We start from the raw sequence: 16,550 nt of genomic DNA on the forward strand, positions 1-16,550 counted from the left end.
ATTCAGTTGCTTTTCACCTTGAGAAGAAAAGGATTTATTTTATCTCTAAAACTATCAAACTTTAAGAAAAACACCAAGGAAAACTGATTGTAAACAAAATTGATTACATGTATACAATAATGTTTACAAATGTATTCAATATTGTAAACAAGTATACAAATCCGTGTACACGTTGATATATATGGATGTGTGCACTTTTGCTTACATGTATACGGAAAGTGTATACAATGAAGGGAGATGTTTACAATTTGTTTACGTTTTTACGCTTTGATTACTTTTTGTTTCCTCTCATTGATTAATCTCTCAATCTGAATTACTCTTTAAATAGAAGCTCTATATTATGGAGAATGAAAGGGTTGAATGATTTGACGAATTCACGAATTGCAGCAGTTGACGTAGGAAACGATTCTATTAAAGCAATCTTTGGAAAATTGGATTCAGAATTAAATATACCGAATGTAATTGCGAGAGATGTTGAGGACCGGCCGGTTATCGGGATTGAAGAACTTGACAGCAAAAATCCGCTTGAAGGCATACATATTAGAGTTCACTCCCCTGCCCTGAAGGAAAACAATACGATTTACCGTGTAGGACACCTGGCAACAAAAAGCGACAATGCTACTGAATTGGATCCGGGCAGCAGCAAATCCGAAGAAGATCAGACATTGGTTATGCTTTTTACTGCTTTGGCATTGGATGCTGTACAGAACGGGGGTTCCACTGGCTTTAAAAAATCCGGTAATGTAATCGATGCAAACTACACACTGGGCACAGGACTTCCGCTTCGTGAAGTAAAGGAAGGCAAGGATGCGGGCTACCGTTCCAAGCTGCTGGGCTCAGTCCATCAGGTCGAGTTCCTAGTAACACCGAAGTACCAGGGACAAAAAGTTAATATCAAGTTTGAAGAAATCAAGGTTTATCCTGAAGGCTTTGCTGCTTATATCAACCTTGTAATGGATAATAACTTAAACATCATTAATAAGGATTTAATTGATAAGCGTATTTTAATCCAGGATATCGGCGGATTATCTACGGATATCGCTGTCATTAAAAACCGCAATGTAGATGATGATAAAGCACAGGGCTTCAACCTTGGCGTGTCTGAAGCGCTTGAATCTATCCGTGAAGAGATCCGTTCGAAGCATGGTGTTGAGCTCGACAGCCGCACAGATGTCGTTGAAATCATCACGAAGAAAAATGACCGCAATCATATTATGGTTAAAGGAAGCCGCACAAGCGTGCATGATATTACAGACCGCATCCTGCTTGACCTGGCGAAGAAGCAGTACCGCCTGCTCCGCAACGTTTGGCAGAAAAACTCCCAGACGGAAATCTGCTATTTTGTCGGCGGCGGCTCTATTGTTCTAAAAGATTATCTGAAGACATTAAATAATAATCTGGATGGCTATAACATTGACTTCTTCGAGGATGAAAAAGAAAGCATCTGGATGATGGCAAATGCTTATTACAAGCTGATCTCTGATTTTTCAAGAAGAACGAATAAAGATAAGGCAGACCAGGATAAGAAACCTGTAAAAGCCAACTAGGGTGATTTTTCATGAGTAAAGCTTCCTCTTCTGAAATTAAGAGAGGACAATCCATATCCTTTCGTGTACCATCTGACACTCCTGATCATATTCTGAAGCATCTGCAAAAGCTCAAGGAAACCGAAAAGCGGAATTTTTCGAGCAAGATGGCCGAGTTTGTGATGCAGGGAGTCAGCAGTTCACAATCAAAAGACCGGGAAACCATCACCATTCCCCTTCCAAAGGGGCTAAGCAAGGTTCAGCGCGACTGGCTGAAGCATGAGCACTCAGAAGCCCTGCTCGGCAGCATCATTTATCAGCTGATCACGGACCCGGTGCGGGCAACATCCCTGCTGGCGTCCTTGAACAGCCGATCTTCTGATATAGATGAAGTTCTATATCTGCAGGAGGAGCCGAGACCTGCTGTAAATCAGTATGATTCGGCAGCAGCGGCTTTAGAGGAAGACCAGGTATCTGAAGCTGATCTGACGGATATTGAGGATGATCTGCTTGACTTTGATTGGGACAAAGCTAAACAGGAACAGCAAGAAGAAGAAACTGAAGAGGAAAGCGAAGAAGACCTGGATACTCTTCTTGGCGGCTTTCTTGCACATATGAATAAATGAGTTCGAGGGGAGTTTCAGCGATGAGACTCCCCTTTTTGTATTTAGAAGAGGAATTTCTGGGTAGTTTACATGTATAGCCTTAATTGGCATGAAAAGGAGGAATTATTTTGAATTATGATTGTCTGATTGTTGGAGGAGGGATTGCGGGCCTGCAGGCTGCCATTCAGCTGGGCAGGTATAAGCATAAGGTGCTGGTGCTGGATTCCAATGATGGGCGTTCCGTGATATGCCAAAATTATCATAATATCTTAGGCTATCCTGATGGTGTAAGCGGCCCGGAACTTCGTGAGCTTGGGAAAAAGCACGCTGAAAGCCTTGGAGTGGAGTTTGTTCATGAAAAAGTGGAGCAGGCTGAAAAGGCTGAAGGAGGATTTGTCGTTTCAGCAGAAAGCGGCAATAAATATTCCGGCAAACGGATCTTACTGGCAACGGGAGTCATGGACCGGATGCCGCCATTCCCCGAACTGATGTCTTGTCTTGGCATATCTGTCTATGTCTGTCCAGACTGTGATGGATATGAGGTGAAGGATAAACGCACCATTGTGCTTGGCTCTGGAAATGCCGGCGCGAATATGGCCTTAACCTTGTCTTACTGGACAAATGACCTTGTTTTTATCAACCATGAAAAAAAGGTGCCAGATCAGGACTTATTGGAGAAAATGAAAGAGAAAAACATTGAATATCTGGAAGAATCAATAGATAAGGTGATCACAGAAGACGATAAATTTAACGGTGTAAGGCTGGAAAACGGCAAAGAAATTACAGGGGAAAGAGGGTTTATCGCATTTGGCGGAAATGAGATAAAATCCGGCCTGGCAAAGCAGCTCGGTGCAGAGCGGCTTGAAAATAAGCATATCCTGACAGATCCGCGCTCGAAAATGACCAATGTCCAAAATGTTTGGGCAGCAGGCGATGTGGCGGCCCAATCGGAACAAGTAACCATTGCGATGGGGGAGGGTGCCCAGGCTGCGATCTGGATCCATAAGTCGCTACTGCAGGATAAAAATTAAGGAATTTAGGTTTTATCGTCGAAATAAAAGGGTATATAATGGTTTATTTCTTCACACTTTTCTCATATAATAGCCTATAAGCTTTAAATAGAGAAAGGTGTTTGCATTGAATAAAGAAAGCTTGGATCTAGTTGTTCATGAATTGCTGAAAAGATCGGGGAGTCAGGCGGACATTAAATTAGAGAAACATTTTCCGGGAAATCGTATAGCTGGCGGAAAATACAGCATGGGAACACATACAGTAACCCTTTATGCAGAAGAGATTAAGAACCAATGCCAGCAGCTGTTTGCTTCTGCTGATCGTTTTTTAGATTATTTTGCCGTTGTGTTTGCTCATGAGTTAGGCCATGCAGAAGATGCAGAGCTGAAGCAATTGGCCAGCCATCTTGATGCCTGCATAACAGAGCAGGAACGCTGGCTCACAGCATTGAAAATTGAGGAAAATGCCTGGGCATTTGCTGAAAAGCTTCTGCCTGACATGGATAAGGCGTTTATGCAGAACATTATATATCATTCATTAAAACCATACCGGGATCAGCTTCAAATGGAGCCTGCCTGACGATATTGGAAGCCGCAGCTGGGAGTGCTGCGGCTTCTTTGTTTTCGCAGATGAATGGGCTCAGTCCATTAAGAAAACATCTAGGAATAATAAGGTTAATAAGCATATTAATATAAAGTTATTACTATTGGTTACCAAATTAAATAGAGTTGGCATTCTTCAGCTAATAGGTGAAAGGATTGTGAATCCGGTTTGGATCATTCATTTCTTCGACAGAAGGGGCAGTTTAGTTGAAGATGAAAGGATTAAACGAGGTGAAATCGTGAAATATTCCTGTCCTTGTTGTGGTTTTAAAACATTAGATGAAGAACCCCCAGACACTTATAACATTTGTGAAATCTGTTTTTGGGAAGATGATGGATACCAATATAAATATCCAGATGATACGGGTGCCAATTATGTTTCCTTCAGAAAGGCACAACAAAATTTTATGAAATATGGGGCAAAAGGTGAAAGAAGTTTGAAATATGTTAGACCTCCAAATAATTATGATATAAAGGATCCTAATTGGAAACCATTATAACCCAACGATGTTATTGAGCTAACGGGTGCTTCGTTACAAGAAGGATTAAGGCACCTTTTTGGTGAATTCCTCATTAAACATAAGATGCAGATTAGGTGAAGAATGTTGTTTAACTTTTATTCTGCAATGGGGCCATATTGAGAGCTTTTTTGGTGACAAGAAAACGGAATGATGACGCAAGGAATAAATGTAATTTATACTTTGCTATGGGGGTATTTATGAAAACTCATTATTATTTAGGTTGGTTTAACAATTTTTTTCCAGAGAATCTGGGCAGTGTGTTACAGGCGGATATAACTAATAGAAAATCGCTTGCTATGATTAGCTCAAATCCATCTATTTATGAAGATAATGGTGCTACTGAACGCTCGTGGCTTGACCAGGCTGGCATTATGTTTGATGAATATCATTTAATTAATTATCACGTACAGAAGGAAGATGCCCAAACGATAATTCAAAATGCTTCAGTCATTTTCTTATTGGGGGGAAACACTCTTAAACAAAATGATTTTTTGATAGAATATGAATTATCGGAGTCGATTAAAAAAAGCAGCGGCGTGGTGATGGGAGCAAGTGCTGGTGCAATCAATATGTCTGCAAAATGGTTATGCTCGAAAAACTTGGGATATAAAGTTGAAATGAGCTCTGTTTACGACGGAATTGGTCTTGATAATTTTTCCATCCTTTCTCATTTTGATCTCGAAAATAACATTGCACTGGTTCAAAGCGAATTATCTCTCCTATCAGAAGAAATAAATATTTATGCTTCGAACAAAGATTGTGCTGTACGTGTAAAGGGAGACAGGGTCGACGTTTTAGGCAATGTTTTTTTAATTTCCAACTCAAAGATTCAGAAATTGGAAGAGACGCCCTGGTTGTAGTGAATAGCTTTGGCTTAAACTTAAGGATGCTTTAGTTAAATAAGTAACCTTCCAATAACAAAGAAAACCCGCTAATATGCGAGTTTTCTTTTTCTATAAATCCTAATTTAATTAGGGTATTGAAAAATTGAATTGTAAGCGTTACACTTACTGTAGTAGTATGCACATGCATTTAGCAGGCAGCTTTTTTTATGCAGCTTAATGCAAACGTTTGCGCACCAACAAAGATTATAGAAAAGAAATTTATATATAATGAGGGTGTTAACATGAAAAAGGTATGGTGGAAAGAAGCAGTTGGATATCAAATTTATCCCCGCAGTTTCCAGGATTCGAACGGAGATGGAATTGGCGATCTTCAGGGAATTATTCAGCGGCTGGATTATATTAAAGGGTTAGGCATTGATGTTATCTGGATTTGCCCAATGTACAAATCCCCTAATGATGATAATGGATACGATATTTCAGACTACCAGGATATCATGGAGGATTTCGGTTCGATGGAGGATTTCAATGGGCTGATGGATGAGGTCCATAAGCGCGATATGAAGCTGATTCTGGATCTTGTGCTGAACCATACAAGTGATGAGCATCCTTGGTTTATTGAGTCCCGTGAGTCCAAAGAGAGCCCGAAAAGAGACTGGTATATTTGGAGAGACGGAAAGAATGGCAAGGAGCCAAATAACTGGGAAAGTATTTTCGGCGGATCGGCATGGGAATACGATGAGAAGACCGAGCAGTATTACCTGCATGTCTTTTCCACCAAGCAGCCTGATTTGAACTGGGAAAATAAAGAGGTCCGCGAGGCATTATATGATACGGTGAACTGGTGGCTGGATAAGGGAATCGACGGCTTCCGGATTGATGCCATCAGCCATATCAAAAAGCGTGCCGGCCTGCCTGATATGCCGAACCCGAAGAAGAAAAAGTATGTTTCTTCCTTCGATATGCATATGAACCAGGAAGGCATTCACGAGTATTTAAAGGAATTTAAAGACCGCACCTATGCGAACTATGATGTGATGACAGTCGGCGAAGCAAACGGTGTTACTGTGGATGAAGCTGACCTTTGGGTCGGTGAAGAGCAGGGTAAAATGGATATGATTTTCCAATTTGAGCACCTTGGCCTTTGGGACGCAGAAACAAACCCTGAGGTGGATATTGTCGAGCTGAAAAAAGTTCTGACCCGCTGGCAGAAAGGCCTGGAAGCGGACGGATGGAACGCGTTATTCATCGAGAACCACGATAAGCCGCGTGTCGTTTCCACATGGGGTAATGATGAGGAATACTGGCAGCAAAGCGCAACAGCTATGGGGGCCATGTACTTCCTGATGCAGGGAACGCCGTTCATTTATCAGGGACAGGAAATCGGCATGACGAATGTCCAGTTCCCTTCCATTGATGATTATGATGACGTAGCAGTGAAGAACCTGTACCGCCTGAAGAAAGAGGAAGGCATGTCCCATCAGGACATCATGGACATCATCTGGGCTTCTTCCCGTGATAACAGCCGTACGCCAATGCAGTGGTCCTCTAAAGAAAATGCAGGATTCACAAAAGGCCAGCCTTGGATGAAGGTCAACCCGAATTATAAGGAGATCAATGTAGAGATCCAATCACAGGATGGGGACTCTATCCTTTCTTTCTATAAAAAAATGATCGGGTTGAAAAAAGAAAATGAAGTCTTCACATATGGCCAATATGATTTGCTTCTTGAAGACGATCAGCAAATCTATGCCTATACCCGTACATCTGATGATGACAAGGTAGTCGTGATTACAAACCTTTCAACAGAGGAAGCCTCTTTTGAAACAGATGATAAGCTTTCTTATGAGCAGCTTTTATTGAATAACTATCCAGTTGAAAAACATGGTGATATGGATTCATTTACACTTAAGCCATATGAAGCCCGGGTCTACCGATTGAAATAATTTCTATTAGCAGGATTCTCCTTTGGGGAATCCTGCTATTCTTTTGCCTGCGTCTTTTTGAAACCGGCCAAAAATGCTAAAATGAGGAAAATAACCAATGGAGGCGCAGGCAATGGCGAAGGGTAAAACAAATGCGATGCGTATGCTCGATGCTCAAAAGGTTGTGTATGAACTGATTACATATGAGAGCCAGGACGGGAAGATTGATGGTGTTTCGGTTGCGGAGAAAATTGGCAAAGATCCTAAAGCTGTCTATAAAACATTGGTCGCCCAGGGTGTCACAAAGCAGGTCTTCGTGTTCATCATTCCTGTAGCAGAAGAGCTCGATTTGAAAAAAGCCGCAAAAGCTGCCGGCGAAAAGAAAGTGGAAATGGTCCCGGTCAAAGATATCCAGAAGCTCACCGGCTACATCCGCGGCGGCTGCTCCCCGGTCGGAATGAAAAAGCAGTATCCTTCTTTCATCGACGCAAAGGCACAAGAGCTGGATCTGATCATAGTCAGCGGCGGCAAAATGGGCATGCAGATGGAGCTCAAGGTGGATGACCTGCAGAAGGCCATTGGGGCTGAACTGGCGGATTTAATCAAATAATTGAAGCAAGAGTGCTGAATCACCATGATTCAGCACTCTTTTTTTCATAGGCTTTCACCCATCCCGCTCCTTTTGCATACTGTAAGGTGAAAATGCATTTCGAAAGGAAGTGTAGGAGTGGCTGGGAAAATATTAAAATACTTCGCCGGCGGGAATACAGCCCGGGGATTCCACAATTTATTCGAATCAAACCTGGCAGGGCTTGATCGCCTGTATATTTTAAAAGGCGGACCGGGAACAGGCAAATCTTCCCTGATGAAAGCAATCGGAGCAGATCTGTCCGAAAAAGGCTATGACCTGGAATACATTTATTGCTCATCTGATAGTCAATCGCTCGATGGAGTCATCATTCCTTCTTTAAAAGCAGGCATTGTCGATGGAACAGCGCCGCATGTGATCGAACCGAAAGCACCAGGCGCGGTCGAAGAATATATCAATCTTGGCGAAGCCTGGGATTCAAGGGCACTGGCTGAATGTAAAGAAGAAATAACTGTACTGTCGGGCCAGATCAGCAATTCCTTTGCAACAGCCTATGAAACCTTTGCCGAAGCACTGAGGATTCATGATGAATGGGAAAAAATCTATATAGAAAATATGAATTTCCAGAAGGCAGATGAACTGACGAAAAAGCTGATTTCCACCTTCTATGGAAATATGAAACTAAATAAGACACCATGTGTAAAGCATCGTTATTTAGGGGCAGCCACTCCGATTGGAGCGGTGGATTTTGTGCCGAATCTTACGGAGGATATTCAAAAAAGATACTTCATAAAAGGGCGTCCGGGTTCCGGCAAGTCCACCATGCTGAAGAAGCTGGCAAAAGAAGCTGAAAGCCGGGGATTTGATATTGAAATCTATCATTGCGGGTTTGATCCGCACAGCCTGGATATGATCATTGTACGCGAGCTGGGCCTCGCTATCTTTGACAGCACGGCTCCGCATGAATATTATCCGAATCGTGATGGCGATGAAATCGTAGATATGTATGAAATAACGATCAACTCAGGCACAGATGAAATTTACGCTGAACAGCTAAAGGATATCAGCACCCGTTATAAAAATAAAATGACCGAAGCCATATCCTATCTGGCGAGGGCAAAAACCCAGCGGGACACGCTGGAAAAAATCTATGTCAACAGCATGGACTTTTCAGTGGTAGACCGGATCAAAGAGCAGGTCCGCTCTGAATTGCTGCTGATTGCAGAGAAAGTCTAAATCCCGAAAGGAGTATCAAAATGGATTATATGAACTATCCGTTTTATCCATATATGTATGAGCAAAATGAACATGGCCGTATTTTTCCGGGCGGGGGATCAGGAGGAGGCTTCGGCATCCCTGGTTTTCCAGGCGGAGGATCAGGAGGAGGCTTCAGCATTCCGGGATTTCCGCCGGGTGGAGGGTTCGGACCACCAGGACCGCCACCAGGTGGACCGGGCGGCGGATTTGGACCTCCGGGACCTCCACCGGGACCTCCGGGTGGCGGAGGAGGCCCTGGAGGACAGGATGGACCGCCATCGTCCCCGCCGCCAAACTTCACCCCTCAAATGCAGCAGGTCAGCACGTTCGCTGTTGATCCCGGTGCCATAAGGGGCTGCTTATTCCGCAATACCTTTATATGGCTGCAAAACGGAAACAGCTTCTGGTTCTATCCGACCTTTGTCGGCAGGACCTCTGTTGCCGGCTGGCGCTGGAGAAACTGGCGCTGGACGTATTACGGAACAGACTTGAGGAGAATTCGTTCTTTTCAATGCTTTTAACAATACAAAAGAGGTATCCCGCATAAGGATACCTCTTTTCGTATGTTAAAAAAGAAGATGTGCAGCCAGCACGATCACCGGCAGTGTAATCAGCGTTCGCTGTATAAAGATAATAACAAGATCCCAGAAGGATACAGGTATCTTAGAGCCAAGCAGAAGTCCGCCGACCTCTGACATATAAATCAGCTGGGTAACAGATACTGCAGCGACAATAAAGCGGGTCATCTCGCTTTCAATGCTTGCCCCGATCACGGATGGCAGGAACATATCGGCGAAACCGACCACAAGTGTTTCAGAAGCTGCTTTTGCTTCCGGCACCTGCATCAATTCAAGCAATGGAATGAACGGCATTCCCAGATACGTGAAAACCGGTGTGTATTCGGCAACGATCAGAGCCAATGTTCCCAAAGCCATGACAATTGGGGCAACACCCATCCACATATCCAGAATGTTTTTGGCGCCATCCTGGAAGAAGGCTTTCAGGCTTTGATTGGTGCGCGCTTTATCTAAAGCCTGCTTAAGCCCCCAGCTGAAAGAAGTGTGTCCTTCAGGAATGCTCTCATCAAGCTCCGCTTCCTGCCCGTTATAATACGTATCAGGCTTTTTGGCCAGAGGCCAGATTCTCGGGCTGATGATGGCGCAGATGAAACCTGCCGCTGTGATGGTCAGATAAAAAGGCACAAACATATGGCCAAGATTCACCTGTGAAATCACCACAAGGCTGAAGGTAATGGATACGACAGAAAAGGTCGTGCCGATAATGGCGGCTTCCCTTTTCGTATAATAGCCTTCTTCATACTGCTTGCTGGTCAAAAGAACACCAATGGTGCCATCGCCAAGCCAGGAAGCTACACAGTCAATGGATGACCTTCCAGGCAGCCTGAATACTGGACGCATGATTTTCGTTAAAAGCGCGCCAAAGAATTCAAGCAATCCGAAATTCAATAGCAAAGGCAGGAAAAGCCCTGCAAATAAAAAGACCGAGAACAGGATCGGCAGAAGGTCATTTAAGAGCAGTCCTCCTGTGTTTTCAGACCAGATCTGTTCAGGCCCCATTTGAAATAGGGTGATAACAGCAAAAACAGCGCCGATAAATCTCGCTGCAGCCCAGATGTAGGGAACATCAAATAAGTTCCTGAAAAAAGGGCTGTTCTCAATAAAAGCAGGCTTGGCGAGCTTTGCCAGCAATGTACCCAAGAATGTTATGACAATAATAAAGGTCATAATTTCAGGAAGATAGTCTGTAAGCAGGTTTTGGATCCATCCTGAAAAAATGGCTATGGGAATCGTAATATCTCCCTGATATTTGATCGGAACCATGAATAAGCTGATTCCAATTAAGGACGGGATGAGAAATTTTATCAGATCGGAAGAAGAATGCTTCTTTCTGGATGCATCAATCAATATCATTCACCTTTTTCTTATATTTATAAACCACATGTTATTTTAATTCATTGCCCTTGAAAATGCCAACCCTTTCTCTTAAATTCCACCGTTTTCCTTCTTTTTAAACTTCTTATTTTTTGGCTCCCATATTATGTTAAAATATGAAATAATCAAAAAAATCAAAAAGCAGGTGTGCGGATGTTCAGGTTTCGGTTATATTGGACCTTCACGAAGAAAGCTTTTCTTCGCTCGGCCGTTTATCGGTTTGATGTATGGTCACGGCTCGGCTCAAACCTTATTTTTCTGCTGATGTGGGGTTCGATATGGACTGCTTTATATGCCGGAAGGGAAGAAGCAGGCGGTGTCAGCTTTGAGTCCATGCTGACGTATATAGTCGTCAGCCAATTTTTAACGGGAGTAAATGGGGCGGGCACTCCGCTGTGGGAAATCCAGGAGAAGGTCCGGACAGGTGATATTTCCCTGGAATTAATGAGGCCGTTTGATGTGCCGCTCCGCTACCTTTTTGCCGACTTTGGCAGTGTGGCCTTTTACATACTAACAGCGCTGCTCCCTTTATACACCGTCATGTTCATTTTTATGGATTTGACATTGCCTTCAGGATGGGTGACTTGGGCGTTATTTATCGTATCTGCTTTTATTGGATTCCTGATCCGTTATTGCATTGAAATGTCCTTCGGTCTGCTTTCCTTTTTCCTCGTTGAAACGGGCGGCATTGTCGATGTCTTTTACTTCGCGATGTCCCTTCTGTCCGGATCCGTCATCCCGCTGTGGTTTTTCCCGGGCTGGCTGGAAACGATGGCGCTTTACCTGCCGTTTCAGGGAATCTATTACATACCAAATGCGATTTTTATAGGCGAAATTTCTGGTACGGAGATTCTGCTTTCCCTGGGTGTCCAATTATTCTGGGCTGCAGCCAGTTATCTGCTGTTAAGGTTTGTCTGGAATCGAGCATCCCAAAAAGTAGTGGTGCAGGGGGGATAGAGTGTGAGTGTTGTAAAATATTTCGATTTGTATTTCAAGCTCATCTCCGCAGGGGTGAGAGCACAGCTGCAGTACCGGTTTGCTTTTGTCATGAGGATTGTGGGCCTCATTACATCCTATACAGGCACCGCTCTCACGATGTGGATCATGCTTTATCAGTTTCAGGAACTCGGCTCTTGGACGTTTTACGAGATGCTGTTTCTATTTGCAGTCGCTGTTTTATCCTGGGGTTTCTGCATCATTCTCTTTTTCCATTTCAGGGGATTGGACACCTACATTTTAAACGGCACGTTTGACCGCTTCCTAGTCAGGCCGATCAATCCTTTTTTTCATTTCATGGCAATGAAATTTGATGTCGCCTCTTTTGGGCAGTTCATCTTCAGTATCGGTATTTTTATTTTGGTCAGCTTTAAGCTGCAGCTGGATTGGACAATCGGGAAAAGCTTGTTTCTGCTGTTGTCTGTGGTTGGGGGCATCCTTATCCAGGGCGGACTGCTCGTCATGATTTCTGCCCTCGCATTCTGGACGACGAAATCGGAGCAATTTTACTGGGTGGCCATGTTTCCTGCCCGAAATCTGACCAATTATCCTTTGGTCATTTATCCGAAAGCCGTCCAATGGTTTACAGCCTTTGTCATTCCATTCGGCTTTGTGAACTATTTTCCTGCGGCCGTCCTCCTTGAAAAAGGAACACCCTTTTTCCCGGAGAATATCGGGTATTATTCGCCGCTTGTCGGCATCGTCTTTTTTTCCATCGCTTATTGGATCTGGATGCTGGGTTTAAAGCGATATAAAAGTACAGGTTCATAGGAGGGCTGGAAATGCCGATTATAGAGGTTGAACATCTAATGAAGGACTTTATGATTGCCAAGCGGGAGACAGGCTTCCTTGGCGCTGTGAAGAGCCTTGTCAAAAGAGAACATATTAAAAAAGAAGCCGTGAAGGACATCAGCTTTTCGATCAATGAAGGGGAAATGGTCGGTTATATCGGGCCGAATGGCGCCGGAAAGTCCACCACCATCAAAATGCTGACGGGCATTCTGGTTCCAACCTCCGGAAGTGTGAAGGTGAACGGCATCATTCCCTATGAAAACAGACAGGAAAATGCCAAGAATATCGGAGTGGTTTTCGGCCAGAGAACACAGCTCTGGTGGGATCTTCCTACTATAGAATCGTTTGAACTGCTGAAGGAAATCTATCAGGTGCCGGATAAGCGGTATAAGGAAAATATGGATACTTTCACCGAGATATTGGGGCTGGATGAATTCCTGAACACGCCGGTCCGCCAGCTTTCCTTAGGGCAAAGGATGAGGGCTGATATTGCCGCTTCCCTGCTGCATGATCCGCCCATCCTGTTTCTGGATGAGCCGACCATTGGCCTGGATGTCGTCGCAAAGGAAAAGATGAGGACTTTTATAAAAGAGATTAATAAGGAGCGCAGCATCACCGTCATTTTAACCACCCATGATATGGAGGATATCGAAAAGCTCTGTGAACGGATGGTCCTCATCGACCATGGGCAGAAGGTGTATGACGGGGAGATCGCTGTGGTAAAAGAACGCTTTGGAAAAACAAGGACCCTTATCGTTGACCTGGAGGAATCATCACGCAGCCTGAAGCTTAAGGGCGGTGAGGTGTTTAAAGAAGAGGCAAGCCGCTTCTGGATCCGGTTTAACCGGGATGAAGTGTCAGCTTCGGACTTGATTGCGCAAATTACCGACACACATAATATCAAGGATCTGACAGTGGAAGAGCCAGCAATCGAATCGATCATCAGCCGTATTTATCAGGAGGGCTATCAGGACCTGCCGGAGACCGTAAAAGTGTAAAAAATAGGCTTGGTCAATATATCAATATTTTCTGAAAAAACGATATACTATATAGAGGTGATCAAAATGATTCTATATTTGCTGGGCTTTTGTGCAGTATTGCTGGGAACAGGAATGTTTGTGGACTGGTGGCATAAAAAGCATGGAATGGACGATTTTTACCCTGAGGAAAATGAAAAGCATGTATCTGAGTCAGAGAGAGCCTACATGGAGTCCTATATGCATAACATGAAAAATGATCATCATAATGGAATATAAGCCTCCCGATGAGGCTGCTGCTCATAATAGAAGAGCATGGCGGGTGCCATGCTCTTTTCCTTTTAGAAAATTAAGAAGCCCATTGAAATAATCACGCCGCTGACCAGAAGAGTCAGCACGCAGAATCCCATGATGTCTTTCGCTTTTAACCCCGCAATGGCGAGTGCCGGCAGCGCCCAGAAAGGCTGGATTAAGTTGGTCCAGGCATCACCCCATGCAACCGCCATGGCCGTTTTGGGGATGGAAGCTCCCATTGATTGAGCCGCTTCAAGCATAATCGGAGCCTGAACAGCCCACTGTCCTCCCCCTGAAGGAACGAAGAAGTTCACAAGTCCCGCACTTAAAAACGTGAAGAAATGGAACGTGTAATCATTTGAAATGCTGACAAACGCTTCGGACATCACCGCAGCCAGCCCTGAAGCAGTCATCATGCCCATGATTCCGGCATAAAACGGGAACTGAATAATGATGCCGCTGGCTCCTTTTACCGCATTCAGAACGGCTTCGAGGAACTGTTTAGGCGTTCCGTGGAAAAGAATGCCCAGGAACAGAAACAGGAAGTTCACGATATCAAGATTGAGATTAAAACCTTTTGAAGCGAAATAATAAAATAAGAACACAAGCCCAAGAATCCCGGCAAGCAGGGAAATGATGCGGCTGTTTTCCAGACGTTCAGCAGGTGTCATCGCTTCTTTTTCAAGTGCAGCTGCCTGAATGTCTTCTTGCAGAAGAGCAGGATCGACCACAATGGTTTCCTCTTTTGATGGCATCATAAAGCGGTTTACAAAAGGTAAAACCAACAATAGGGCGATAACAATAAAGATGTTAAAGCCTGCGAAAATCGTCTGGTCAGTAGAAATGACGCCAATCATATCTTCAGAGAAGTGACCCTTCGTCGCAATCGTCAATGGGATTGACCCGGAAATCCCCCCATGCCAGACAACGAATCCTCCGTAAGCGCTTGCAATTAACAGGCGATAATCCACATTTTTCACCTTTTTAGCAAGCTCTTTTGCAAACAGGGCACCGATTACAAGGCCGAAACCCCAGTTAATTAAGCTTGCAACCATCGACACGAATGACACAATCAGGATGGCCTGGCCGGGTGATTTGGCTAAGGATGCCAGGGCGCCTAACCCCTTTTTAAAAATATTGCTGCTGGCTAATACATGTCCTGTGACTAAAACCAGCACCATCTGCATGGAAAAAGTCAAAAGGCCCCAAAACCCATTTCCCCAATGCTGAACCATCTGATAAGGCCCATTATCTGTAAAAATCAAGCCTAATCCAAAAACCGCAAAAGTTAGGATAATGACAAATAAAAATGGATCCGGCAAGTACCGCTGCATAATGCGGTTAAAGAATGATACCAGTACCCTCATGCTGCAACCCCCTAAAAAATATATTTCTTGAACCTAGTATATTTTCTGTAAAATTCAATTTATTCCTTCTTTTCTGAAATAAAACTTGCCTAAAATACACTTGCCATTTAAATTTGGAGAATAAAAAGTGAAAAGGGGATTGGGATATGGACGTCAAAATAGTGAAAGCCTCAATCGAGGATCGGGACATTGTAAGGAACATGTATGCGTTCTATCTGCATGATTTAACAAAATACACAGATGCCTTGCATGTAAACGATGAAGGCACCTTTGAATTTGATGCATTTTCATTAATCTGGGACAAGGAAGGCATTGAACCTTATCTTATTAAGGCTGATGGCAAACTGGCAGGGTTCCTGCTGCTTCTGAGGGCCCCTTTTTTAACAAAAGCAGACTACTGCATCAATGACTTTTTCCTGTACAACTCGTTCCGGGGGAGAAAAGTGGGGCAGGCAGCTGTGGGACTGCTTTTTAGTGACTATAAGGGTACGTGGTATATCGAGCAATTAAAACGAAATGAGCCTGCCGTCCGCTTTTGGGAAAAGGTGTTTCGGGATTATCAGCTTGAGGTTCAGGAAATTTTGAGGGTTGAAGATGGAGAAGAGGTAGTGGGGCAGTTTTTGAAGGTGGAATAGATCGAATCCCTGGAACGACGTTGGACACAGGAAGCAGAAAAGCTGGAGTTAGAGTCAGAACCCGAGTCAACTTCGGACACAAAAAGAGAAAATAAGCGGTTTAGAGTCAGAACCTGGATCAACTTCGGACACAAAAAGAGAAAATAAGCGGTTTAGAGTCAGAACCCGAGTCAACTTCGGACACAAAAAGTGAAAATAAGCGGTTTAGAGTCAGAACCCGGATCAACTTCGGACACAAAAAGAGAAAATAAGCGGTTTAGAGTCAGAACCCGAGTCAACTTCGGACACAAAAAGCGAAAATCGGCGCTCCAGTGGCAGAACCCGAATCAACTTCGGACACAAAAAGAGAAAAAGAGCGGCTTAGAGTCAGAACCCGGATCAACTTCGGACACAGGAAGCAGAAAAGCTGGAGTTAGAGTCAGAACCCGGATCAACTTCGGACACAAAAAGAGAAAAAGAGCGGCTTAGAGTCAGAACCCGGATCAACTTTGGACACAAAAAGCGAAAATGGGCGCTCCAGAGTCAGAACCCGGATCAACTTCGGACACAAAAAGCGATAATCGGCGCTCTAGAGTCAGAACCCGATTAAGTCCATATAATTGTGTAAAAAGAAAGAGTCATTTTATTCACTCTTGGCAACACTGTTTTCTACCACAGAA

The 16,550-nt window shown here is 43.9% G+C and carries 17 protein-coding genes; 15 read left to right on the plus strand and 2 right to left on the minus strand.

The annotated features are described in order from the left end of the window. Positions 1-365 precede the first annotated feature (365 nt). From ACTHRG_RS22890 to ACTHRG_RS22935, 10 genes are all read left to right on the plus strand, one after another. Positions 366-1,547, plus strand: a complete 1,182-nt coding sequence (locus ACTHRG_RS22890) for a ParM/StbA family protein (RefSeq protein WP_152539667.1) — start codon at positions 366-368, stop codon at positions 1,545-1,547. Between the two features lie 11 nt (positions 1,548-1,558). Beyond that, positions 1,559-2,152, plus strand: a complete 594-nt coding sequence (locus tag ACTHRG_RS22895; protein ID WP_440232116.1) for a hypothetical protein — start codon at positions 1,559-1,561, stop codon at positions 2,150-2,152. Between the two features lie 107 nt (positions 2,153-2,259). After that, positions 2,260-3,162, plus strand: coding sequence for an NAD(P)/FAD-dependent oxidoreductase (locus ACTHRG_RS22900; RefSeq protein WP_440232119.1), 903 nt, complete (start codon positions 2,260-2,262; stop codon positions 3,160-3,162). Positions 3,163-3,259: 97 nt separating this feature from the next. Continuing rightward, entirely contained in the window at positions 3,260-3,721 is a 462-nt protein-coding gene (locus tag ACTHRG_RS22905) for a hypothetical protein (protein ID WP_440232120.1), read from the plus strand. Positions 3,722-3,983: 262 nt separating this feature from the next. Then, entirely contained in the window at positions 3,984-4,244 is a 261-nt protein-coding gene (locus tag ACTHRG_RS22910; protein ID WP_440232133.1) for a CPCC family cysteine-rich protein, read from the plus strand. A 218-nt stretch (positions 4,245-4,462) separates the two neighbouring features. Beyond that, a complete protein-coding gene (locus ACTHRG_RS22915) occupies positions 4,463-5,125 on the plus strand; it encodes a Type 1 glutamine amidotransferase-like domain-containing protein (RefSeq protein WP_440232121.1) in 663 nt (220 codons plus the stop codon). Between the two features lie 266 nt (positions 5,126-5,391). After that, on the plus strand, positions 5,392-7,053 hold the full coding sequence (locus ACTHRG_RS22920) for a glycoside hydrolase family 13 protein (RefSeq protein ID WP_440232123.1): 1,662 nt from the start codon (positions 5,392-5,394) through the stop codon (positions 7,051-7,053). Between the two features lie 112 nt (positions 7,054-7,165). Continuing rightward, positions 7,166-7,642 (plus strand): Cys-tRNA(Pro) deacylase, encoded by a 477-nt coding sequence (gene ybaK, locus ACTHRG_RS22925; protein WP_440232125.1) that lies wholly within the window; start codon positions 7,166-7,168, stop codon positions 7,640-7,642. Positions 7,643-7,759: 117 nt separating this feature from the next. Beyond that, positions 7,760-8,857 (plus strand): PRK06851 family protein, encoded by a 1,098-nt coding sequence (locus ACTHRG_RS22930; protein ID WP_440232126.1) that lies wholly within the window; start codon positions 7,760-7,762, stop codon positions 8,855-8,857. A 20-nt stretch (positions 8,858-8,877) separates the two neighbouring features. Next, complete coding sequence (locus ACTHRG_RS22935) at positions 8,878-9,399, plus strand: hypothetical protein (RefSeq protein WP_440232127.1); 522 nt, start codon at positions 8,878-8,880, stop codon at positions 9,397-9,399. Between the two features lie 45 nt (positions 9,400-9,444). Here ACTHRG_RS22935 and ACTHRG_RS22940 read toward each other — a convergent pair whose 3' ends face one another. Next, positions 9,445-10,809, minus strand: a complete 1,365-nt coding sequence (locus tag ACTHRG_RS22940) for a YjiH family protein (protein WP_139325645.1) — start codon at positions 10,807-10,809, stop codon at positions 9,445-9,447. 174 nt (positions 10,810-10,983) lie between these two features. On the opposite strand from ACTHRG_RS22940, the gene ACTHRG_RS22945 reads away from it, so the two are divergent. The 4 genes from ACTHRG_RS22945 (at position 10,984) to ACTHRG_RS22960 (ending at position 13,874) form a co-directional block, all read left to right on the plus strand. Then, a complete protein-coding gene (locus ACTHRG_RS22945) occupies positions 10,984-11,787 on the plus strand; it encodes an ABC transporter permease (RefSeq protein ID WP_440232128.1) in 804 nt (267 codons plus the stop codon). Positions 11,788-11,790: 3 nt separating this feature from the next. Beyond that, a complete protein-coding gene (locus tag ACTHRG_RS22950) occupies positions 11,791-12,597 on the plus strand; it encodes an ABC transporter permease (RefSeq protein ID WP_440232129.1) in 807 nt (268 codons plus the stop codon). Between the two features lie 11 nt (positions 12,598-12,608). Further along, positions 12,609-13,616: an ABC transporter ATP-binding protein gene (locus ACTHRG_RS22955; protein ID WP_076261296.1), complete on the plus strand. Its 1,008-nt coding sequence runs from the start codon at positions 12,609-12,611 to the stop codon at positions 13,614-13,616. 66 nt (positions 13,617-13,682) lie between these two features. Continuing rightward, the gene (locus ACTHRG_RS22960) at positions 13,683-13,874 is read left to right on the plus strand and encodes a hypothetical protein (protein WP_076261294.1); all 192 of its coding nucleotides are present in this window, start codon (positions 13,683-13,685) and stop codon (positions 13,872-13,874) included. Positions 13,875-13,936: 62 nt separating this feature from the next. Here ACTHRG_RS22960 and ACTHRG_RS22965 read toward each other — a convergent pair whose 3' ends face one another. Next, the gene (locus ACTHRG_RS22965) at positions 13,937-15,256 is read right to left on the minus strand and encodes a short-chain fatty acid transporter (protein ID WP_440232131.1); all 1,320 of its coding nucleotides are present in this window, start codon (positions 15,254-15,256) and stop codon (positions 13,937-13,939) included. Positions 15,257-15,402: 146 nt separating this feature from the next. On the opposite strand from ACTHRG_RS22965, the gene ACTHRG_RS22970 reads away from it, so the two are divergent. Next, on the plus strand, positions 15,403-15,891 hold the full coding sequence (locus ACTHRG_RS22970) for a GNAT family N-acetyltransferase (RefSeq protein ID WP_335688548.1): 489 nt from the start codon (positions 15,403-15,405) through the stop codon (positions 15,889-15,891). Positions 15,892-16,550 lie beyond the last annotated feature (659 nt).

It is taken from the genome of Cytobacillus sp. SAFR-174 (assembly GCF_051964675.1).
GTDB lineage: Bacteria > Bacillota > Bacilli > Bacillales > Cytobacillaceae > Cytobacillus.